This is a genomic window from Alteromonas sp. W364 (genome assembly GCF_031846205.1).
Classification (GTDB): domain Bacteria; phylum Pseudomonadota; class Gammaproteobacteria; order Enterobacterales; family Alteromonadaceae; genus Glaciecola; species Glaciecola blandensis.
Genome location: NZ_JAVRID010000013.1, coordinates 41082 through 63872, shown reverse-complemented (window position 1 = coordinate 63872; position 22791 = coordinate 41082). Strand labels below are relative to the sequence as shown.

The window sequence follows — 22791 nt, the reverse complement described above, 5'->3', positions numbered from 1 at the left end:
TAGTCGGGAACCTAGCTCCCCATCTACATGGGGATGACGCAAATTGCATGGGGATGACGCAATCTACATGAGTATGACGCAATGCCATAGCATAGCAGTCTACCAACAAGACTTTGAATCTCAAACAATCATATTCTTGAGCGTCTGCAACTGGTCTGCTTCATTAGCGGGCTTGTCCCAGCGAATGCGATGGATTCGAGGGAAACGTAAGGCCAAGCCCGATTTATGACGTTTTGATTCATGCACAGAATCAAAGGCTAACTCAAATACTAGCGCTTTGTTCACTTCTTTCACTGGGCCAAAACGGCCGATAGTATTCTTTCTAACCCATGCATCGAGTTGCTTTAGCTCAGCATCGGTAAAGCCACTATAAGCTTTGCCGACAGGTAATAGTTTACCGTCCTGCCAGCACCCAAAGGTATAATCAGAGTAGAATGATGAACGTTTACCGTGTCCTCGTTGTGCATACATAATGACAGCATCAATGACTTTTGCATCGCGCTTCCATTTATACCACTGACCTTTAGGTCTGCCCGCTACATACCTACCTTCCAGGTTCTTGAGCATTAAGCCTTCAATGTACTCTTCACTTGTATTTGCTGTTTCTCTCAAAGTTTGCAAATCATTGATAGTTCGATACGTGAGCGCTTTTGAAAGTTTTAATTTTGCAGTGTTGTGCTTTTGATACCATGCAGCTAATCGCTGGTAACGCTGTGAAAGCGGTAATTCACGCAAGTTTGCGGCGTCTAAAAAGAGCGCGTCGTATAACATCATACCCACCGGTATCGAAGCGATTAATTGCTTGCTCGGCTTCTTTTTATTTAAGCGTTGTTGAAGCTGGTTGAAGCTCAGGATCTTGCCTTCCTTCATAGCCAATAATTCACCATCAAATACGCCAGACATGGTGTTCTCATCAATACTTGCTAGTAGGTCTGGAAAGCTATGGCTAATGTCGTCACCTGTGCGACTAAATAGCGCTTTTCCGTTGGTATTACAGACAAGTTGAACGCGTATCCCGTCAAACTTCCATTCTGCTTGCCATCTGTCTTCTGATTGCACTGAACTATCGTTTGAAGTCAACATGCTGGGCAACTCTACTTCGTCTAAGGGATGGGATAGCATGACCGGTTGAAAGGTGATTTTTTCGGATATATCTGGTTTTGGAGCATCTCCTTCTAACCACTGCATAAGGTCGGTGTAAGGCGGCTCGACACCATGCCAAACGCGCTCAATATCCTCTACTTGAATGTCTGGTGAAACTGCATATTCAGCGAGTATTTTTTTTAAGAAACGTGCAGACAAGCCTATTCGCAAACCTCGGGTACCGAGTTTAATGAGCGCCCACCGTTGATTTGGCGTCATTCTATTCAGTAAGTCAATGAGAATGTCTTGGATATCTTTTTTCGCACTTGATTTGAAGGTAAGAACGAGCTCATTCAAACTCGGTAAAGGGCTATCCATTGTTGCCTCTGCTTGGTCGCTTGGCCACAAGTGGGCAACCGTTTCGCTCATTTCACCCACATAATCATAGCTTAAATCGAACAGTACTGGGTCGACACGCGACTTTATCAAATCTTTTATCAGCTTACGTTTGAATAAGTCAAAGTTGAGCGTTCCGGCGATCGCGGCGATAGCCCAACCTCTGTCTGGGTCAGGAGTGCTTTTCAAATACTCTCTAAGAATGGCGGACTTGGCCAGATTACTTGACGTAAAATAGAGTTTGTCGACTAGCTCTGCAAACTTCTCCATTACTCAGCAGCCTCTTCATCAAAGCCAACGAGGGACAAGGCTTTGGCTCGATAACCCATCTGTTGCGCTTGATGAACGAGAGCCGCTTCTCGACCATGTGTTACCCAGACCTCCCCAGGATTTACTTCACTGATGGTTTGCAGAAGCTCTGGCCAGTCGCAATGGTCTGATATGATAATCGGCAACTCTGCTTTTCTTTGCTTTGAACGCGCTCGAATTTGCATCCAACCTGAAGCCATGGCGGTAATCACATTTGGTAATTTGCGAGACCATCGGTCATTCAATGCTGAGGGTGGCGCGAGCACAATTTCGCCAGCTAAGGTTTTAGTATCTTCGACCTCACTAACAGGAACGATAGCGCCCATATCAATGCCAAATTCTTTGTACAGAGTGCACAATTTTAGCAAAGCACCATGCATATAAATGGGCTTTTGATAGCCCAATTCTCTCAATGCAAGGACTACCCGTTGGCATTTCCCTAAGGCATAAACGCCTACAAGATGACATCGCTCAGGAAATAGTGATAACGAATCTAGTAGTTTGTTCACTTCCTGTAATATCGGCGGGTGACGAAACACTGGCAATGCAAAGGTTGCCTCGGTAACAAAAACATCGCATGGGCAGACTTCAAAAGGCGCGCAAGTTGGGTCAGCACTGCGTTTGTAATCGCCTGAAATGACTAAACGATGGCTTGCGTGATCAATGACGGCTTGGGCTGAACCTAAAATATGTCCAGCAGGTTTCAGCATTAATTGGCCTTTAGCTAAATCGATAGTCTGATCATAAGCGAGTTCAATTTGCTTTTGTGCGTGGTCTTCACCGTAACGAATGCGCATGATTGCCATTGTTTCAGGGGTGGCATACACTTCCCCATGGCCAGCACGCGCATGGTCTGCATGACCATGAGTGACGATGGCACGAGCAACCGGTTGCATTGGATCGATATAGGCATCAAGCGCTTCACAATACAAACCATTTGGATTTGTAGTAATCCAATGTTGCGGATGCTGCATATTAGTTGGAGTTGATAATTTCATAACAGAGTTACTTACGCGTGTAACTCCATTTTGGTGCGTTTAGTGACAAGAACTTTTTCTGCTTCTGTAAAACGTTTAAAAACCATACCCGTTTTGTTTTCGAGTTGGTTTGAAGATAAACAATGGTCTGTGCGCCCCTATCAGAAGCAAATGGTCAAGGCTTTTGCAGAACAACGTTCTACCTTATTGATTGCTCCTACTGGCGCGGGTAAAACACTCTCTGGATTTTTGCCTACCTTAATAGATTTAGCTAAGCACCCACAAACGGGCTTGCACACTATTTACATCTCGCCCTTAAAAGCCCTCACGCAAGATATTCACCGTAACCTACAGCAGCCTATTGATGATATGTCTTTGCCGATTACTGTGGGCGCAAGAACCGGAGATACCACCGCTTACCAACGTCAGCAGCAGCGCAAGAGGCCGCCCAACATATTGCTCATTACACCTGAATCACTGATGTTAATGTTGTCTTACGCTGATGCCCCACGCATTTTTGGGCAAGTTAAAGCCATTATCGTTGATGAAGCTCACAGTTTTGCTTTCACTAAGCGGGGCGATTTTACGGCCTTAGCATTGGCCAGATTGCAAAGTCTCAGTCCAGAGCTTGTTCGATTTGGCTTATCTGCCACGGTAGCTCAACCAGAAGCATTAGCAGCGTGGTTGGGATCAAGCGGAGAACCATGCGAAGTATTAGCGGTAAAAAGCAAAGTTAAGCCGAAGATAAAGTTGCTGAAAACCAAGGAGCGTATGCCATTTGGCGGTTATATGGGGAAGTACGCTGTCAAAGATATCTATGCGCAAATAGCCACAGCGAAAACCACCCTGGTCTTTGTTAACACACGCGCTCAAGCTGAACTTATCTTTCAACATTTATGGACTGAAAACACACAAGTCTTACCTATTGCCATTTATCATGGCTCATTGAGTAAAGAGCAGAGACAGAAAACAGAAGCAATGATGGCATCTGGAAAACTACGAGCAATTGTAGCAACCTCGGCGCTTGAGCTTGGCATTGATTGGGGGGATGTCGATTTGGTTATTCAAGTTGGCGCTCCTAAGGGGGTAAGTCGCTTACTGCAGCGTATTGGTCGTTCAAATCATAGAATGGATGAACCTTCGCAAGCCCTTTTGGTGCCCGCTAACCGCTTCGAAACCTTGGAATGCCAAGCTGCTATTAATGCAATCAAACAGGGTGAATTAGACGGCGACAGTCCCCATTCTGGCGCGCTTGATGTATTGCCACAATACATTTTAAATTGCGTTTGTAGTCAGCCTGCCAGCATGGATGAAATTTATCAACAAGTCCTCGACGCCAGTCCCTATGGTGGGCTTGATTTGCAAACCTTTACGTCACTTTGGCAATTTACCGAAAACGGGGGTTATGCTTTGCAGGCCTATGAAAGATACAACCGTTTGACCGAAATTGAGCCTGGTGTTTTTGCGCCTGCCTCAAAACGCATTACTATGCGTCATAGGCAAAACATCGGCACTATCGTTGAAGCCGGACGACTTCGAGTTAAACGCCTTCGGCGTGCACATCAAGGCAAAATTATTGGAGAAGTTGAGGAATACTTCGCGCAACAACTTGTGCCTGGAGATACCTTTTTCTTCGCTGGTGAAGTACTGCGATTTGAAGGTATCAAAGATATGATGGTAGAAGCTAGGCCTGGCAAAGCAAAAGAGCCGAAGATCCCAAGCTATGTGGGTGGGCAGATGCCACTTAGCACCTTCCTGGCTGACGGCGTCAGAGCTTTACTTAATGAACCTGAAAAATGGCGCGCCTTACCCAAGCAAGTCAGAGAATGGCTGGATTTACAAGCCGGCTTTTCTTTAATTCCCTCAACAGACAGAGTGTTGGTAGAGCAGTTTCCGTTTAGGCAAACACAATACACCTTGTTTTACACATTTGAGGGCAGAAAAGCGAATCAAACATTGGGTATGTTAGTGACTCGTAGGATGGAAAAGTTAGGTTTAAAGCCTCTAAGTTTCAGTATCACAGACTATGGCTTATCCATCTCCTCCATTGCGGTGGTAGAAGAGGCTCACATTCCAGCATTGTTTAACCCAGATATATTGGGCGACGAACTTGAAGACTGGATGTTAGCGGCGCCAATGTTAAAACGCTCATTTCGACGAGTGGCTGTGGTCAGTGGGTTAATAGAGCAACAATACCACAGTACCCGAAAAACCATGAAGCAGGTGACCTTTTCCACAGACCTCATATACGATACCTTACGCGAGCACGATCCTGACCATATCTTGCTACGAGTCACGCGAGAGGATGCTGAGAGAGAGCTTTTAGACTTGCAGCGCCTAGGTGATACGCTAATCCGCTTTAACGGCATGTTTGCATTTCAACAATTGGAAAAAGCATCGCCGATGGCTATCCCGATTGTGTTGGATGTGAAATCGGAACAGATAAAAGGCCAAGGTGCAGAAGCCCTACTAGAGCAAGCAAGCTTGTATCAAGAGGCCGAAAACATGCTACAAGAAGTCAAAGACTTGCTGAGCAAAAAACGAGATGTTTAATGATTACTGAAGATGCCTTGTTGGCCAAGCTGCATGCGCGAACAGCTTGTCTGATAAACTTTGCTGACCACCGCTTCATCTTAGATGCCAGTGGTGCCTTAGTTTGGCCTAAACATGACATGGTGGTATTTTCTGATCTGCATTTTGAAAAGGGTAGCTTTCTTTCTCAGTTCGCGAACCCATTACCTCGCTTTGATACCGCAAAGACCATAACAAACATGCAAAACGTGCTACAGGAATATAACCCTAAACAGGTCATTTGCTTAGGTGATAGTCTGCATGACGGCAATGCTCTCAGTCGCATGAATAATAGAGACTTATCTGACATAAACGACTTAGTCCGCGGTGTAAATGCTTGGTTTTGGGTCTTAGGCAATCACGACCCAGAAATACCAGATGCAATATTAGGGCAGTCGAGCGAATACTATGAAATAGATAACATTCTCTGGGTTCATGAACCTGAGAACCTAACTCGCTTTGCAAACGCGACAGCGCAAGTGATTGGTCACTTTCATCCAAAATTGAGTGTAAAAAAGGCCCGACATAGAATGACGGGAAAGTGTTTTGTCAGCACTGAGAATATCCTACTGATGCCAGCATTTGGTCAATATACCGGGGGCTTGTGGGTTGAAGATGAAGCTATTCAAAGCCTACTTCAAGATCCCTATCAAACGCATTTGTTATTTAATAACAAACTCTATTCGACTGGGATCAAGGCTTAATCTCGCCACCTAAGCGTTAAGTCATCATATGCATCAATACGGCGATCTCTAAAGTACGGCCAAATACGCTTAATGTCCTCGGTGCGCGTCATATCGAGTTCGACTTGTAGCGTCTCTTCTTTATCGCTGCCTGCTTGAGCCAGTATTTCACCTTGTGGGCCAGCAATAAAACTATGGCCCCAGAACGCGATACCTGCATCACCAGTCACAGGAGAGGGTTCAAAACCGACTCGGTTCGCCACAATAACTGGCACTGAGTTCGCGACGGCATGAGAGCGTTGGATAACTTGCCACGCGTCCTGTTGGCGCTGCTGTTCTTCCTTCGTATCGTTTCGGTCCCAACCTATAGCTGTCGGGTAGAAGAGTATATCGGCGCCAGCCATTGCCATGAGCCTAGCAGCCTCTGGGTACCACTGATCCCAACAAACTAGCACGCCGAGCTTACCGACACTGGTTTGGATAGGTTCGAAGCCCATGTCGCCGGGGGTGAAATAAAACTTCTCATAAAAACCAGGATCGTCAGGAATATGCATTTTGCGATACTTGCCTGCGATTTCAGCGCTGCGATCGAACACTACAGCCGTATTATGATAAAGGCCTGAACCACGTTTTTCGAACAAAGAGGTGACTAACACGATACTCAATTCTGCTGCCAGCTTGCCGAAATACTCGGTGGCTTCACCAGGAATTGGCTCAGCCAAATCGAAGGCATCAACATCCTCTTCTTGGCAAAAGTACAGCGTGCTGTGGAGCTCTTGTAGTAAAATACACTCGCAACCATTAGCGGCAAGCTCTCTTACTTTTTGTGCGCTGTTCTGCCAATTTTCGAGCTTGTCATTTGAGCTTACAGCTTGTTGTACCAAGCCCACTTTTAGGCCCACTTTTAGTTTTTTTGTCTGAGATTGATTCTGTTTCATAATACGGCGACTCCATCTCTGGCTAATTCTATAATATCGGGTGTGATTGTGTTGCTTGGCACTTGCATCGTAATACAATGCAAGCTACCAAACTGTTGCACCAAAGGAGCACAGTTTATCGCGACGATGCGGTGATTTGGAAAAGCGTTTTGAATGACTTCTAACGCAAGTGCATCTTCGCTTTGTTGGTACACCGGAAACAATACGCTTTGATTGCAAATGAGAAAGTTTGCATAAGAAGCCGGTAGTCTTTCACCTTCTGCATTCCTCATATTTGGCAGCGGTAATTCATAAATCGCGTGTGTTGGAAATGTTTGCTGACAGGTTTGTACCAATTTGAACAGGCCCGGAAAGTGATTATCCTCAGGGCAATTATTGGCACTTTGAATCACTAAGCCGTGCAAGGGCGTAAACCGTACTAAGGTATCTATATGTCCGTCGGTATCATCGCCTTCCAAGTGACCGTCAGCAAAAAGTGTGGTTTTTTCAGCGCCTAACGTCCCGTGAAACAGGTTGTCATATTCCTGCCCAGACATGTTCCCATTCCGAAGAGGATTGAATAAACAAGATTGAGTCGATATTAAGTGTTGGTTTTGGTCAATTTCAATTGCGCCACCTTCTAATACAATATCAAAATGTTGCATTGGGTTTTGACATAGCTGCGCGAACACACCCTCATTGATCATTGTGTCTTTGCTTGCATCAAACTTTTGGCCCCAACCATTAAACTGAAAATTAACGGGAACATTGCCGTTTTCACTTTCGCAAGTCAGAAAGGCATAATCTCTCACCCAAGTATCGTTATAGTCACATGGAATACACAGGACTTTGTTGCGATAAGGCACCAAGCTTTTAATTATACCAAGCTCGCTCTCACGACACAGCAAAAGGACCACGCAGCCACTCTCATTTATTGCTTGAATAAGGCTTATATAAGTACTTTGTACTTCGTCTAACCAGGGTTGCCAGTCAGTATCTGAGTGTGGCCATGCGAGTATGACAGCCTCTTGCTCAGCCCATTCAGGCAGCAAGGTAAGTGCAGATTGATGTTGAAAACTTGCCATGTTTTTTGAGTTCTCGAGTTCGAGCCAATTTCCGCTAAGTATAGCCGCCTTGTGCTTGACACAAAAGCGGCATGTTCACATTTCTCTCAGGGTTTATTTGCTATTGCTGAGACCATGACCATGTAGCACCGACAAATATCCTGCGAGGCTGTCCCACAAAGTAACGATAGTTACCAAAGCCAAAATCTGCGCGTTCAGCATAGTCTTTATCCAGTAAGTTATAGATGTTTGCATTGAAGCGTAGTTGCGGTGAATATTCGTAGTGAAGATTCAAATCGACCAATGTGTGACCATCGTACTCAGCCGTGTTTTCAGGGTTCAAAAAGTAGTCGCCCACATGTTGAAGTGATAGTTCAGTTTGAATAGTGTCACTGACATGCCAACCAAGCTGAGCTGAACCAATTGTGCGAGGCGCTGTGTCTATTTCATTACCTTCAATATTGGTATTTGAAATGGCAATGGCATTCGCATATTCATGTGTCGCATAAGTTGCATTGCCAGAAATATAAACGCTTGGCGAGAGATGATATTTTCCACTCAACTCAAGACCGCGGTGACGAGTCTCTCCATTAGATATATTTTGCCGATTAGTATCTTGGAAAATAAAATCTTTTTTCTCTTGCCAAAATACAGACGCATTGAACGCATATTTGTCGCTGACTAATCGCCAACCCAATTCTATAGCGTCTATCTCTTCTTCATTTAGGTCGGCAACGCTTTGATTGTTTTGCAAACGAAATAGCTCTGTTGCTTGAGGGGCGCGAAAGCCTTGACTGAGTTTGAAGTAAGCCGTTTGATACTGGTTTACAATATACAAGGCTGAAAAGCTTGGTGAGAATACAGTGAAGCTTACGTTTTGATCTTCAGGGCGCGTAAACCGACAGGTTGCTACCTCAGGTGCGCAAGCGTTTCCATCTTTTAACAGGTTGTCGTAGTCAAAAAGTACATTTTCAAGTCTTCCCCCCAGCGTTAGTTGCCAGTTAGATAGCTCCCATTGCGCCTGAACGTAAGCTGCTGTTGTTGAGGCATTCACATTGTAATCATAGTGCTCACCTTGAGGAATGTTAGGTGAAAAAGCCTGGTCTTGAGTTTCGCGTAAATTGGCCCGAGTAAAATCAAAATCAAAACCTGTCGTCAAGTTGAGATTATCTTTTTGATAGCGATATTGTGATTGTATCCCGGCACTACTGTGACTATTTTCTTCTAGAGCTTTCCAAGGCAAAAAATGTTGCAAGAAGGCCATTTGGTTTCGTCTGATATATGGCGTTACTGAGAAGTTACCATTCGCTGTTTCCATGCTGAACTGTGAATATGCACGCAATGATGTTGCATCCCGAAATGCTTCAGGGTTTGGGTTTGAACGACGTATTTGTTTATCCTTAAACACCTCAAAGCCTTGCACAAAACCTGCTGTTTCTTGCTCTAAGTTTGCTATATCCAGAACCGTTTTATTTTGCCACACGTTTCCAGTTTGTTGGTATACCAAGGTCATTTTTTGTTGGTCGTAGCCACTGTTTTGTTGATAACCATTATTTTGAGTAAGGTTGCCAAAAACAGCGAAGGCGCTGTTATCTTCTTGTGTGCGGTATGCAAGACTCGCTCGAAGGTGGTCGTCACGTCCTGCCCGTAAGCCGACCGAGTTTGCGGTGCTAGCATATGCATCAGGACTGATGATGTTGATTACGCCATGCACAGCATTCGAGCCAAACAAGGTGCTTGATGGACCGCGCAAAACTTCGATACGTTGAGCTTGCTCTGTGTTGGCATCAAACAATTGATTCGCATTACAGAATCCAGGGGCGCGCAATGATATGCCGTCAAGTGCCATAAAAAAAGCGCCACACCCGCCAGCGCCAGTGAGTACTGGAGATCGAATAGCGGTGAGGTGCTCTTGGCCATTTCCTCTGCTGATCCATGTGCCAGAGATTCGATGCAAAGCTTGATTAATGTGCTGGTGGTTTATCAAATCCAACTCGGACTTGTCGACACTACCAATACTGGCAGCGGTCGTCAGCAATCGACTAGGACTGCGGTTTGCCGTCACTAGAATCCGCTCTACGGCTTGAGAATTCGCTTGCTGTGATACATCGTTATCAAAAGCGTCATTTTGAGTTTGCGCTTGAGTAGCCAAACTAAACGTTGCTAGTGTTAAAGCACTGAAAGCGATGCGACATGGTGAAAATAATACGTGCAAACCTTGTTCCTTTGTTTATAAATCAAAATAGCAAAATGAAAACTGACGAATGGGCCTATTTTAAGTGGCGTCCACCATCGAGATGAATTGTCTGTCCGGTTATATAGTTGCTGTTCAATAAAAAGTTCACTGCTTTGACTGCCTCTTCTGCGCCGGGGCAGGTTTCCAATAGTGACTTTTTCAAAGCGCGTGCGCGGTATTCCTCTGAGTCATGGTCGTTGAACATAACAAGGGCAGGGGCAATGCTGTTGACTTTTATCTGCGGCGCCAGCAAGGCACTAAATGACAGAGTGAGGTTATGTAAGGCAGCCTTACTTGCCGCATAGGCGATATGTTTCTTACTTCCCTTTAACTGCACATAGTCAGTCATATGGATGATATCGCCAAAAGCCTCGGATTGTGTCGCGTGTTTTTGCAACAAACCTTGCAAGGCAAGGTTGATCTGATAAGGCGTGTTAGCGTGAACTTGCATCATTTTACCAAATAGTTGGTTGTAATCCTGCGTATCTGATTCTTGGTCCCAATCAGACGCATTATGGACTATGCACCTGAGGGATGTTGTTTCTTTTTTTATTGCTTCTATAAAGCTGTCTATGCCATCTTGAGTTGAAAAATTGGCTTGAATGGCCAGAGCACCTAAGCCTTTTAATTCATCTACTGAGGGCTTTTTCGTTCTATATGTTATAATCACTTTATGATGTTGACGTAATAAGTCCTTTGCGATGGCTAATCCTAGGCGTTGAGCGCCACCGGTAATGAGAATGGGAGAAGTCATGAAGCGAGAGTTTCCTTATCGTATTTAGAGGCTTGCTGTTTCGTACTATGATTATCATAGTACGACCTTGTACGTGGTGTCGGTTTTATTTAGACCATAATTGGAAGAATTGTTGCCTATATGAACAAATTGTCATTTTTTAGTAAACCAATTCATCAGATCATACCGTATACCACTTTATAAATATTCACCGGAAGACCAAATGTTAGCAAAAGAAGCTATAAAAATCCGCGAAGCAGCAGAGCCTTCGATTTCTGCAGAAGCGGCTATTGTCAGACGTGCATTGGAAGCTAAGGGCCTAGAAACCCCTATGGTGGAAAACGGATTAAGCAATGAAGAAAAGCGAACCAAGATACAAAACGCAATGCGTGAGGTGATGGAAACCTTGGGCTTAGATCTGCAAGATGATAGCTTGCAAGATACACCAAAACGCATCGCGAAAATGTACGTTAATGAAATTTTTTCAGGTTTAGACTACCGCGCGTTCCCAAAAATAACGCAAATTGAAAACAAGATGAGCATCGACCAACCTGTCCAGGTGACTGATATCAGCTTGACTAGCACTTGCGAGCATCACTTCGTGACGATTGATGGTACAGCGACGGTCTCTTATATTCCCAAGGACACCGTGATAGGTCTATCTAAAATAAACCGTTTAGTTGGCTTCTTTGCTCAGCGCCCGCAAGTGCAAGAGCGTTTGACACAACAAGTCATGGTTGCGTTACAGGCACTCACGGGAACCGAAGACGTTGCGGTAAGTATTAACGCTACGCATTACTGTGTGAAAGCTCGCGGTATCCGCGACAGTAACTCATTCACCAGAACGAGTTCACTAGGCGGTGCGTTCAACAACAACCCTGAGTTGCGTAGAGAATTTTTTCAGCTTTAGGTTCTAGTGATTAACAATCCAAAGAAACGTGGTAGTGTTCAACTGCCACGTTTTTTTTTAAGTTTTTTACATCATCCCTTCTTAGGTTCTACCGCGACTCTTGCCCTTTTTAGCTTCATCAATACTCAAGCATAAAAACGAACAATGACTGCTAAGCCTGTTCATAACCGAGCCCGTCCACAATGCGCTAACTAAACTGTTTTATTCAAAATAAATAAGGGCTGAAACAAAAAGACCCCCACTCATGAGTGGAGGTCTTCTTAACGAGCTTTTAGGATTTACATTGCTGCTGGCTCAAGCATCTCTGTAATCACTGTGTCGATAACATGAATGACACCGTTAGTTGTGTAGATATCGGTGGTGGTTACGTTAGAACCTTGGATTTGAAGAGCAACAGGTGCCTGACTAACTTTAAACCAAACATTGCCAGCGCCGTCACCATTCATATCACCCGCTTCAGTATCGCTAGCGAAGAAGTACAATGGGCGCCCTTGATATGCTGCTTGCATTCCGCCATCGGCACGTTCAATCGTGCTTAAACCAGGTACACCGCTTACTGCATCGTCAGTAACCAACACAGGTGGCCAGTTGGTAGCACACGCATCATTACAGTTGCTGCTAGCAGACCCTAAATCATTGTTGAATACATATAATGTTAAGCCTGGGTTTGCTGAGCCATCACCGCCCACCAACATTTGGTTTACTGCATCATAAGCAACTTCCGCATTGTCGTCGTTCACAGATTGTGTGAAGTTAACTAGGTTTACGCTTACATCATTACCTGAAACCGTATCCACACTTGCGCCATTTGCCGCATATGCTTGTACTGCAGTGATTTCAGCATCTGCTACAACATGTTGCAGTAGTACACCTGTTAGCGCATCAACATTCATCAGCAGGCCATCTAGCGCAGCGTCTTCGATTTTATCAAAGGCTGCATTTGTTGGTGCAAACACGGTGAACGTAGCATCTTCGTTTGCTAAGGTATCTACAAGATCAGCCGCCTGTAGGGCTGTTACTAGTGTTGAGAAATTATCGTCTGCCAATGCTGTCTCAACAATATTTAGCGTAGGCTCGCCGCGCATTTCTGGTGGTAAAATGACTTGGTCAAGCACATGAATAACACCATTATTAGCGATAACGTCAGTCGATGATACTGCTGAGCTATTTACGTAAAGGGTTGAGTCTGGGAAGCTAAGTGCAGCGCCTTGCTCATTCGCCATCGTCACAATGTTGTCGCCAGATTGTGCTACTGTTACTGCTGCATCTTGCAAGACTGCACTGCCTGCAATTACGTGGTACAGCAAAATATTTTCTAATGTTTCAGGATCTGCAAGTAACGCGTCGATAGTATCTTGACCAAGCTGTGCGAATGCCGCGTCAGTTGGCGCGAAAACAGTAAACTGCACACCACTTTCATCCGCTAATACAGCGTCCAAACCAGTTGCTTGTAAAGCTGCAACAAGGGTAGAGAAGTTTGCGTTATCAGCTGCGACTTCAACGATATTCTCGCCCGCAGGTGGTACAACAACGTCAGCAACGACAACCATATCAATTACATGGATAACGCCATTCGTTGCATATACATCTGCAGCGACAACATTAGCACCGCCAAATGTGAGACGATCATTATTTGTGTTAATACTTAGTGGGATTTCAGCACCAGAGGCTGTTTCTACATCGTTTCCTGCTAAGGTGTATGCGGTAAGTGAATCGACAGTTGAACCAACGACGACATGCTGGAGTAAAATTGCCTCTAGGACTTCAGGGTTTTCACTTAAGGATGTTAAGACGTTCTCACCCAAACTCTCGAATGCAGCGTCTGTTGGCGCAAACACTGTAAACTCTTCGTCTGCATTTGTCAGCACGTCTACCAAGCCAGTTGAAGTGAGTAAATCTGCTAGTATAGTGAAATCACCTGCAGCCACCGCTGTTTCAACGATATTTGCACTTGGCATTCCACGCTCAGCTGGTTCTGATAAAACTGCATCTAAGATGTGGATGACGCCGTTTGATGCTTGAACATCAGCTAGTGTTACCGTTACGCCATTGATCAGCAAGCTGTCGCCAAGCAGAGTAATTGCTATGCTAGCGCCGTTTACTGTCTCAACGGTTGTGCCAGCTGCAGCGATAGCGGCTGCGGCATCTACTTCGCCCGCTAATACGTGGTAAGTTAAGATTGACGTTAGGGTGTCAGTGTCGTTTAACAATGCGTCGATGGTATCTTGGCCGAGTGCGCTAAATGCTGCGTTGGTCGGTGCAAAAACAGTAAACGAACCTGCAGGGTCCGCTAATGTTTCGTCTAAGCCAGTCGCTTCCAACGCTGCAACTAAGGTAGTCAAGCCAGTGTTCTCTTTCGCTATATCAGCAATTGTATTTGCTGATTCAACTGGAGGAATTGGTTGAGGTGCAGGATCATCATCATTACATGCTTGCAATAGAAACATTGCAAATGTCACAGACACTATTTTTGTTATGAGCTTCATGGTTAACATTTCCTTGATTGTTTTTGATAACAATAAGATTACGCTGCGGTAAAAATGGCAGATCAGGATATTGAACTGCAAAATGAAGGTGAGTTTTGTATCTAGCCTGTAAGCCTTTATTTTAAAGGTCTACAGAATCATTACATTTTTTTAACCTTTGGTAATATAGCTGGAATACCGCTTGGTTTTAGGTGTTTCTGTTCATACCTAATTGGGAAAGGTTGAGATTGAAGTTCAGCTATTGTGCTTCGACTAAGTGAAATTGAGTCTGCCTACCATCCATATATTCTACTCTTTCGCCATCAAAGTAAGCATTTTCCTCGAGCATGATCCGGATTTCTTTACCCCATTCCTCGACGAATGTAGCGGCGTTCAACTCAATGGAATAGGCTGTGTGGGCGTGCAATGGGTAATCGCCTTGAATGGGAACCCCACCCTGCGAGTCCCACATGCCTAAAGTTGTTCCCGCGGCATGGCCATGATAACCCAAAGGATGAGTGTAAATTGATGGCTTGATTCCCTCTGAAATAGCTTGCGCACGCGCTTCCTTCAGAACGGCATTACCTGTTTTATCCAGTTCAAATAATGAGGTAAATATATCTTGTAGGCGATTCCCATTGGCTAATGCTTTTTTCAAATAATCAGGCGCATCAGTTTCGCCATCATTTAACACATAGGCATGTTGTTGTTGATCCGTATTTAAGCGCAAGTAGGTGATACCAAAGTCCATATGTAACAAATCGCCTTTTTGCACAACCTGAGGGGCAGCGCGCTTACTGAATGCTTGAATATGATTGAACTTTTCTGGGTTTGCTCGCTGAATACTTACGCTAGGGTGAAACCAATTTGTAAGGGCCAATGAACGGCTTTTGTCTCTGAGCCACCAAATAATATCTTCTGTTGTTGTTTCGCCGGGTTTAATAAAACCACTGGTGTAGGCTTCTTTTATAATCTGATGTCCAATGCTCACAATAGTCGGATACAGTTCCATTTCAAGTTGTGTGCGTGTTTCGAGCCAAGCCAAGCTTAACATTTCGGCAGACACAACGCGTTCACGGTATTTTTCTCCGAGCTTCTCCATAAACGCAAGATATTCAGTTGCAGTGATGCCGTCTGCAAGGGCAAAATGTTCTGACTTATTGATACCGATTTTCTTAGGATTGATTTGCTTAATAAGGTCGACAAGACGCTGCCATTGATCTGGTTCGGCTTCTTTATCCCAGGCCTTTTTAAACAAGGTGTCAACTTGATAACGAGCAACAGCATAGCGCTCTAAATCCTTCCCTTCACCCGGATCAACAATCAGTAATATGGTGCGTCTACGAGCAGACAACCAAGTAGAAGGTAACATTGTTTTTAATACTGGATCTTCATTGTATTCACGTGAAATGAGCAGCCACATATCGATACCCTCACGTCGCATTAAGGAGGGTAAGGTATTATTGAGCTTATCATTTAATAATTTATCGATAGTCTCAGCGCGTTCTCGCATTGGCATGATCAGCTCATAAGGACTCTGCACTTCAACTTCCTTGTGGGTGGCAGAGGTATTAGCGTGTGTGATTTCGGCAAAAGCGAAGGAAGCTATTAACATCCCTAGTAGTAATGAAACCCTAGCATTATATACATTCAGCATTAACAATATCCCTTTAAATGGAGAGCACCATAGAGTCACGCATGTGTAGAAAAAAATCAAGACATGGCGCGGTTCGGCATGCTGTAGATTTGGGTGTCATTGATTTTATGAAGCGCTTTTGCAATACGGAGAGCACGTTATTTCGTATAACAATTATCTGCAGCTAGCTTTAGAAACAGGGTTTACCGTTCAGTAAACCCAAGTTCATTTGTCAGACCTATAGTTTGAAGGTTTTACTCATTTCGTTTTCGCTACTGTCTTTCACAATCACTTTCAATTGTGTAACACCCTCTAATTGCTCTGGGAGCAACACTGCGCGATAAGGCGACGTATCATCGTTTGATAGGAACGTTTCAGCGCCGCTTTCATCCACAGCATAGAATGACACATCAGCTACCTGTAAAGCTTGTTGCGAACCAAAGCTCAAATTCACTGGCAAAAATACGCGCTCATTGTCAGTATATTTTTCACTCATTTTTACATCAAAAATTTCGCTACCTTTGTGTACTTGATCGGCCTTTAACAAAACGAAGCTGAGAGGCTCTATGGTGGTTGTAAGTGAGCCTTGATTCACCTTAGCGTTATTACCAAGTACGCTAGAATATGAAAGTGAATCGACGTTTAAAGCAACCTTTCGAGTTTCTGTATCCATATTGAAAATAGCTAAGTATTCACGCATTTCTTGTTTATCGATGCGAGAGAAAGCGACGATACGATTTTTGTTATCAATCAAACGATTTTGGTGAATACCGGTGCGTAATGCTTGATGCTCACTTCTTACTTTAGCGAAGTTTTTAAGTGATTGATAAATTGGATGTTTCTGATCGAAATTATCATCGGCAGTGGTTCTCGATGTGCCAATGAGCACGTTGTCGTTGTACTCTGCCACGAATGACGGGTCCATATTTTCTCGTGCATCTACGTCTCCTCCGTCACCTGTAAAACCTTGTTCATCGCCATAATATACGACTGGAATACCTCGGGACATATACATAAATGCATGACCTAATACCGAGCGTTGTAACTTCTCGGCCTTGCTAGCATCCGCAAAACCTTGATTAATAAAGAGACCCACACGACCAGCGTCATGGTTTCCTAAGAAATTCATTAACAAATCAGGTGAAGAGTCTGCATCACGATAATAGTCATCATTATCAAACAATTGACCGATACGATTCACATCTTTGTTATGGAAGAGCGCGTCTTTCACATTAAAATGAAAACTAAAATCAAGCACGCTAGGCAGCTTTCCTGCTGTCGTGAATTTACTCAATACTGCCGGGTTTCCATCATAGACTTCGCCAAAAATGTGAAAGTTTGGAATACCGGATGATTTTGCATGTGCCACAATTGCTGGCCCAAAGGATTGCCAGAAACTAAGGTCGACATGTTTTACTGTATCAATACGAAAACCATCGGGTTTAAATTCAGTAATGATGTTTTTGAATATTTCCGTCATCCCAGAAACGACTTCTGGGTTGGCTGTGTCAAGATCATCTAAACCAACAAAATCGCCATGCACTGCGCTTTCGCCTTGCCAGAAACTATCCCCTTGATTGTTATAATATTTCGGATCGTTTAACCACTGAGGTACTTTAACGCCTTTCTCTTGGTCTAATATAAACGGCGTGTAGGTATCGCCCGCAGCAACGTCTGCTTTTGACTTATATTTGCAGCCAGGTTCACCACTAATAAATGTGCCGTCTTCGTTGTGGCATTCCTTGTATTTAATTACGTCGGCAGTATGATTGGTGATAATATCGAAAAAGACTTTGATTCCGCGCTCATGTGCGGCATCGATCAAGCTGCGTAGATCTTCGTTCGTGCCAAAATGCGGATCAATTTCGGTAAAGTCAATTACCCAATAACCATGATGGCCAAAACCATCACTTTGAACCGCTTTGTTACGCAATAAGGGCGTCATCCATATTGCCGTTACGCCCATGTCTTGTATGTAGTCTAGTTTAGCTTCAACGCCGCGCATGTCTCCGCCGTTGAAAGCCCACTTGGAAGTATTATCGAAACCGCCGTATGAAATTGGGCGAGTCGGATCACCTTGATCATTGTCTGGATTACCATTATGGAAACGATCTGGCATCACAAAATAGAAAATATCGTCACGAATATCCCGCGTGAGATATGCTGCAGTTGCCGTGTTTTCTTCTTCAGCCGTTTTGCCACTATCAGGCATTTCATTTTTAGCTACACCACAAGCACTCAAGCCCATTACAATTGAGCTAACGAGCAAGGCTTTACCCAAGAGAGGGCGAAGACTGTTTGACCAAAGCGTGTGCGAATTTTTCATAATCTGTCTCGTTTTTATGGTTCTTTTAGTTAATCAAGGGAGCACATTTTTACCTAGGGTAAACTCGCCTAGGGAATTTCGTGTCCTCGGGCTTTTTCGAATAGCAGATACCAGTCTTCTCGACTCAGATTGACCTTACCGGCTTTCGTGCATTCAATAATCCTATCAGTGTTAGTGGTGCCTATGACTGGTTGGATATTTACCGGGTGCTTCATTAGCCATGCTAAAACGATGGCATTAGCATTACTTGAGTAGCGATTGGCTAGCTGACTGACTAGCTTGCTTGTTGCCAATTCAGCCTCGGTCGGTGAGTCACTGCTATTACCGGAGTATTTCCCTTGAGCGAGGGAACCCCATGCTTGCAATTGCATATTTTGCTGTTCACAAAACTCCAGCGTACCCCGTGGAAAGCCGCTGCTGCAGCCCTCTTTCATATTCGTGGTAATTGTTTCTTCGACAAAATCAGCATGTTCTAAGCTCATCTGCAATTGGTTTGCAATAATGGGTACTGTCGTCGCCGATTGTAACCATGCAATTTGTGCGGCATGCATATTCGATACAGCAAGATGACTAAACTTACCTTGTTTGTGTAATTTGTTGAGTGCTTCTGCAGTATCGTCCAGATCCATAAGTGGGTCGGGGCGGTGTAAGAATAGAATATCGACATTTTCGCTCTGTAAGCGTTTCAAACTGTTGTTTAAGGCTTTCGTAATCCATTCTGGTGACAGATCATATTGTTTAACTTCGTGTGTTGGCGTGAGCTTAATACCAACTTTGGTTTGTAAGATCATTTGCTTACGTAGTGATGGCATCGACTTCAGAACTTGTCCGAAAACTTCTTCCGATTTTCCAAAAGTATAGATATCAGCTAGATCGAAGACGTTAATTTTGTGTGCCAGGCACGTTTCAACGATCGCCGTCGCTTCCTTAATATCGCTGTCGCTCACACTATTGTTGTTCCAACCGCCACCCAAATTCATGCAACCGTAGACAAGTTGACTGGCTTGAGGGTAATAATCGTGAATAGGTAATTCGGTCATTGTTCGCTCTCAGTATTTCGTTAAATAAATGTAACAGGAATTCAGCGTATCTTAGAATGAATACGTATGCGTAGCGAATGCTAGGCAGCAAAGCTGAAATAAGACCGACAAGTGTAAAGATTTAGTACTCAAGTACAAGGTATCTGTCTTATTTAGTAGTGTGACGGTAACGTGATAATTTCGTTATGAAAAAATTAAAGATCAGTGAATGCAGCTGTTATATGCTAGTTATCTTGATTTTACGCAATAATAATTCAGCTTTTCGCTGTTTTTGCGCGAATTATAATAAAAATGAAATAATTTATAGTAACCTAAGGTCTACAATGAGAGCTGGTTAAGACCTCGTATTTGCGATAAATGTGAAACACCACTAGTATATCGAACATTGATTGTTTGTAGCTCTAGTATTCTGAAGAAGTGTTAGCACGGTAACAAACGAAAAAGAAAAACGATAAGGGTAAACATGTCAAACAGTTACGTCGATGTAGTAGAGCAAGCAATCAGTTTACTGGATGACATTAGTCTCACTGATTATCAAGCCTCTCTGAAGCCTCATTTCTCGAGTAGTATCGGTGCTCACATTCGACATATTGTTGACCATTTTCTAGCGATTGTTGATGCCGCTGACAGCGGTGAAATTAACTACAACAAACGAAATCGTCATGGTGAGGTTGAGCAGTTTCCGCAGAAAGCGATCGCGAGACTAGAAGAAATCAGTACATGGTTAGCCGATACCTGCAGTCACACATTATTAAATCGCAAAGTCAAAGTGACAACCGAGATTGATATCAGTCATACAAAGTCAACGACGTGCGAATCCACTTTAGAGCGCGAACTGGTTTTTGTCGCAAGTCATGCCATTCATCACTATGCTCTGATTCGTATTATTCGCAATATGCAGGGTAAAGAGCTTCCTGAGTTCTTTGGATATGCTCCTGCAACAATTACGCATTTAAATCAAAGTGCATAAACAAATATAAATCCACATTATTTTTGTGTGTTTGCGTGTTATTATGCGCGCAAATTCACAATGACTGCTCTAACTACATTATGTCCATCGAAACAACCTTACATGCTCGAAGCAATGAAAAGTGCGAGCTATGTGCCAGCACTAGTGACCTTTCTGTATATCCATTGCCACATTCTCCTGATGAAACAGCCAACTGCGCAGTGCTTGTATGTGGACATTGTTTGTCACAAATCACAGCAAGCGAAGACTTAGATTATACCCACTGGCGTTGTCTCAATGATGCGATGTGGTCAACAGTACCTGCTGTGCAAGTGCTTGCGTATCGGATGCTGCATAAATGTAATTCTGAAACATGGGCGCAAGATGCGCTTGATATGATTTATTTAGAGGAAGACACCAAAGCTTGGGCCGATGCTGGTGTGGCAGATGATCAAGAGCCAACTCTAGATGTTAACGGTGTTGCTTTATCGGCCGGTGATTCGGTAACCATTATCAAAGACCTTGACGTTAAAGGTGCTAACTTTACCGCTAAGCGCGGCACACCAGTGCGTAATATTGGTTTGAGTGACAACCCTCTGCATATTGAAGGCAAAGTAAATGGGCAGCGGATTGTGATTATTGCGGCCTACACGAAAAAGAACTAAGCGAACTACGAAGCTTGCCAATCTCGATAAGCTTCGTACTCCTCACCCACATATAACTTCAATAATTTTTCAGGCGCACTCGGGAAGTGAACACTTAGCAGTAACCCTGGCGTATGATTGAAGCTGGTATCGATACCTAAAGCATGAAACTTGCCACCCATTTTTAAGTATTGTCTGGCGAGCACCGGCACATCTTTTCCATCACTTTCAATGCTACTTAAAAAGCTGGTGAGTTGATCTCGAAGCTCAATTTCTTCAGCAAGTTCATCAATTTCGACATGACTGTCAAATTCAAATTGATTGTGCGCGCTCACCTGAGATGCACTTTCATTGTCAATATAGGCCTGCTCTATCAGCTTTACGCTTCGCGGATCGAAAAGCTTACTGATAGAGACCGTTCCATACAATGTGCGGTATTGTGGAAATTTTGCGGCGAATCGGCCAATTCCTTTCCAGAGCAAGAGTAAGCCTTGATATGAACCTTGCATCTCGGGGATCAAAAATGAGCGTCCCATTTCCATACATGGACCTTGTTGATTAGCAAAGCTAGATTTGAACTTGAACATCTTATGTAAATACAAACCTGCTATACCGTCCTTCTCCATGAGCTTGTCACTCAGCCCCATACGATAAGCACCGACAATTTTCTGTTGTTCATTATCAATGATAAATAAATGTGTGTAGGTTGCATCGTAGTGGTCGGTATCAAGTGGCTGGCCACTACCCTCATTATGCATGCGAAACACTATTTCACGTAAGCGAGCAATTTCCTGAACGATTAGAGGGAGTTGTGATTGATAACCATAGTAAACAGAGTAACCTTTGTTGGTGAGGAGTAATTGGTCTGAAGGCAAGGCTTGAAGCTCTGTCAGCAATTGATGTTTATCTATTTCTTCAATAATAGGTAGCTGTTCGGTTATTTTATCTGCTGGCCATTCATAGCGCCATCTATTGTCTTGTGCGTAACTCAATGCTCGGCAAAGTTTTGCTTTCTGCTCGTAATTCAGGTCTCGAGAGATTTGTTTTTCTTTAATCGCATTGCCGCAAGAAATCTGAATCGTTGCCCCAGTTTTGTTCAGTAACTCTCTTCCTAAAAAAAGCATACGTAATTTGAAGTAAAGCTTCTCAATACGATAAAACGCTGGGCTATTAAAGCCATTCACAAAAACAGGAACGTACTGACATTGATCAATGCTCACGAGTCTTCCTACTAGTTTATTCCAAGTGTGCTCGCTAATACCTGCTTTTGCTTTTTGATAATAAGACACTTTGCCAGCGGGAAAGATAAGCAGTGCACCTTGTGCGTTTACGTGCTTCATACATTGGCGTAAAGAAGGGCCGTTTTTGGGATCATTGGGCGATAGTGGATTTGTAAAAATAAAGTAGTCTGACAGTTCTTTGAAAATGCCTAAGCCTTTATTTGCAAGGACTTTGAGGTCAGGGCGAACTTCACCAATCAAACGGGCCAATATCACCCCCTCTATTCCTCCGAAAGGGTGATTGCTAGCAATCACCACAGGACCCGATTTAGGAATGTTGCTCTGCAGCGCGTCAATTCCTTGTATATCCAATTCAAGTAACTCAATTAAGCGATCAGAGAACGACTCCTTGCTTAAACCCTGCATTTTATGTTGTTGATATAGGGCATTCATTTTTTTTACCCCAAGTATTCGATCCAATGCCCAAATTAAGGCTTTTTTGGCGGGGCTAGGGTTGGGCATGATGTTACGGATACTGATCGAATGCTGCATGAAGATATTCTTTACCAAGGTCTAAATATGTAAAATAGGTTTGAGTCTGTTGACTTGTCTCTAAAAGACCAAGATTAGCG

The 22791-nt window shown here is 43.8% G+C and carries 16 protein-coding genes; 5 read left to right on the top strand and 11 right to left on the bottom strand.

Annotated features, from left to right (window positions below; translation table 11 throughout):
• Positions 1-120: 120 nt before the first annotated feature.
• Together RM556_RS16745 and RM556_RS16740 are read right to left on the bottom strand one after the other, a co-directional pair.
• Positions 121-1749: a cisplatin damage response ATP-dependent DNA ligase gene (locus RM556_RS16745; RefSeq protein ID WP_311375161.1), complete on the bottom strand. Its 1629-nt coding sequence runs from the start codon at positions 1747-1749 to the stop codon at positions 121-123.
• Positions 1749-2786: a ligase-associated DNA damage response exonuclease gene (locus tag RM556_RS16740; protein WP_409220104.1), complete on the bottom strand. Its 1038-nt coding sequence runs from the start codon at positions 2784-2786 to the stop codon at positions 1749-1751. Before RM556_RS16740 ends, RM556_RS16745 begins: the two co-directional genes overlap by 1 nt.
• A 42-nt stretch (positions 2787-2828) precedes the next feature.
• Between RM556_RS16740 and RM556_RS16735 the strand changes: the two genes are divergently transcribed.
• Entirely contained in the window at positions 2829-5318 is a 2490-nt protein-coding gene (locus tag RM556_RS16735; protein ID WP_311362315.1) for a ligase-associated DNA damage response DEXH box helicase, read from the top strand.
• Positions 5318-6040: a ligase-associated DNA damage response endonuclease PdeM gene (pdeM, locus tag RM556_RS16730; protein WP_311375160.1), complete on the top strand. Its 723-nt coding sequence runs from the start codon at positions 5318-5320 to the stop codon at positions 6038-6040. The genes RM556_RS16735 and pdeM overlap by 1 nt, the downstream gene beginning before the upstream one ends.
• On the opposite strand, the gene RM556_RS16725 is transcribed toward pdeM, so the two are convergent.
• From RM556_RS16725 to folM, 4 genes are all read right to left on the bottom strand, one after another.
• Positions 6037-6957 (bottom strand): carbon-nitrogen hydrolase, encoded by a 921-nt coding sequence (locus tag RM556_RS16725; protein ID WP_311362317.1) that lies wholly within the window; start codon positions 6955-6957, stop codon positions 6037-6039. The genes pdeM and RM556_RS16725 overlap by 4 nt on opposite strands.
• Positions 6954-8021: an agmatine deiminase family protein gene (locus RM556_RS16720; protein WP_311375159.1), complete on the bottom strand. Its 1068-nt coding sequence runs from the start codon at positions 8019-8021 to the stop codon at positions 6954-6956. Before RM556_RS16720 ends, RM556_RS16725 begins: the two co-directional genes overlap by 4 nt.
• 100 nt (positions 8022-8121) lie before the next feature.
• The gene (locus RM556_RS16715; RefSeq protein ID WP_311375158.1) at positions 8122-10215 is read right to left on the bottom strand and encodes a TonB-dependent receptor; all 2094 of its coding nucleotides are present in this window, start codon (positions 10213-10215) and stop codon (positions 8122-8124) included.
• 55 nt (positions 10216-10270) lie between these two features.
• Complete coding sequence (gene folM, locus RM556_RS16710; RefSeq protein ID WP_311375157.1) at positions 10271-10990, bottom strand: dihydromonapterin reductase; 720 nt, start codon at positions 10988-10990, stop codon at positions 10271-10273.
• Positions 10991-11192: 202 nt separating this feature from the next.
• Here folM and folE point away from each other — a divergent pair, with 202 nt between their 5' ends.
• Positions 11193-11879, top strand: coding sequence for a GTP cyclohydrolase I FolE (folE, locus tag RM556_RS16705; RefSeq protein ID WP_311362321.1), 687 nt, complete (start codon positions 11193-11195; stop codon positions 11877-11879).
• A 278-nt stretch (positions 11880-12157) separates the two neighbouring features.
• Here folE and RM556_RS16700 read toward each other — a convergent pair whose 3' ends face one another.
• The 4 genes from RM556_RS16700 to RM556_RS16685 form a co-directional block, all read right to left on the bottom strand.
• Positions 12158-14365, bottom strand: coding sequence for a fasciclin domain-containing protein (locus RM556_RS16700; protein WP_311375156.1), 2208 nt, complete (start codon positions 14363-14365; stop codon positions 12158-12160).
• Positions 14366-14603: 238 nt separating this feature from the next.
• Positions 14604-16001 (bottom strand): Xaa-Pro aminopeptidase, encoded by a 1398-nt coding sequence (locus RM556_RS16695; RefSeq protein WP_311375155.1) that lies wholly within the window; start codon positions 15999-16001, stop codon positions 14604-14606.
• Between the two features lie 217 nt (positions 16002-16218).
• Positions 16219-18306, bottom strand: coding sequence for an alpha-amylase family glycosyl hydrolase (locus RM556_RS16690; protein ID WP_311375154.1), 2088 nt, complete (start codon positions 18304-18306; stop codon positions 16219-16221).
• Between the two features lie 68 nt (positions 18307-18374).
• Positions 18375-19346: an aldo/keto reductase gene (locus RM556_RS16685; RefSeq protein WP_311375153.1), complete on the bottom strand. Its 972-nt coding sequence runs from the start codon at positions 19344-19346 to the stop codon at positions 18375-18377.
• 463 nt (positions 19347-19809) lie between these two features.
• Between RM556_RS16685 and RM556_RS16680 the strand changes: the two genes are divergently transcribed.
• Together RM556_RS16680 and RM556_RS16675 are read left to right on the top strand one after the other, a co-directional pair.
• Entirely contained in the window at positions 19810-20316 is a 507-nt protein-coding gene (locus tag RM556_RS16680; RefSeq protein ID WP_311362326.1) for a DinB family protein, read from the top strand.
• An 80-nt stretch (positions 20317-20396) separates the two neighbouring features.
• The gene (locus RM556_RS16675; RefSeq protein WP_311362327.1) at positions 20397-20960 is read left to right on the top strand and encodes a PhnA domain-containing protein; all 564 of its coding nucleotides are present in this window, start codon (positions 20397-20399) and stop codon (positions 20958-20960) included.
• Positions 20961-20965: 5 nt separating this feature from the next.
• Here the strand turns inward: RM556_RS16675 and RM556_RS16670 are convergent, their stop codons facing one another.
• The gene (locus tag RM556_RS16670) at positions 20966-22711 is read right to left on the bottom strand and encodes a lysophospholipid acyltransferase family protein (RefSeq protein WP_311375152.1); all 1746 of its coding nucleotides are present in this window, start codon (positions 22709-22711) and stop codon (positions 20966-20968) included.
• Positions 22712-22791: the final 80 nt, after the last annotated feature.

Coding starts and splice junctions, on each gene's coding strand:
- RM556_RS16675 (WP_311362327.1), top strand. CDS start 20,397: ATGTCCATCGAAACAACCTTACATGCTCGAAGCAATGAAAAGTGCGAG.
- folM (WP_311375157.1), bottom strand. CDS start 10,990: ATGACTTCTCCCATTCTCATTACCGGTGGCGCTCAACGCCTAGGATTA.
- RM556_RS16725 (WP_311362317.1), bottom strand. CDS start 6,957: ATGAAACAGAATCAATCTCAGACAAAAAAACTAAAAGTGGGCCTAAAA.
- RM556_RS16720 (WP_311375159.1), bottom strand. CDS start 8,021: ATGGCAAGTTTTCAACATCAATCTGCACTTACCTTGCTGCCTGAATGG.
- RM556_RS16680 (WP_311362326.1), top strand. CDS start 19,810: ATGTCAAACAGTTACGTCGATGTAGTAGAGCAAGCAATCAGTTTACTG.
- folE (WP_311362321.1), top strand. CDS start 11,193: ATGTTAGCAAAAGAAGCTATAAAAATCCGCGAAGCAGCAGAGCCTTCG.
- RM556_RS16690 (WP_311375154.1), bottom strand. CDS start 18,306: ATGAAAAATTCGCACACGCTTTGGTCAAACAGTCTTCGCCCTCTCTTG.
- RM556_RS16745 (WP_311375161.1), bottom strand. CDS start 1,749: ATGGAGAAGTTTGCAGAGCTAGTCGACAAACTCTATTTTACGTCAAGT.
- RM556_RS16740 (WP_409220104.1), bottom strand. CDS start 2,786: ATGAAATTATCAACTCCAACTAATATGCAGCATCCGCAACATTGGATT.
- RM556_RS16700 (WP_311375156.1), bottom strand. CDS start 14,365: ATGAAGCTCATAACAAAAATAGTGTCTGTGACATTTGCAATGTTTCTA.
- RM556_RS16685 (WP_311375153.1), bottom strand. CDS start 19,346: ATGACCGAATTACCTATTCACGATTATTACCCTCAAGCCAGTCAACTT.
- RM556_RS16695 (WP_311375155.1), bottom strand. CDS start 16,001: ATGCTGAATGTATATAATGCTAGGGTTTCATTACTACTAGGGATGTTA.
- RM556_RS16670 (WP_311375152.1), bottom strand. CDS start 22,711: ATGCAGCATTCGATCAGTATCCGTAACATCATGCCCAACCCTAGCCCC.
- pdeM (WP_311375160.1), top strand. CDS start 5,318: ATGATTACTGAAGATGCCTTGTTGGCCAAGCTGCATGCGCGAACAGCT.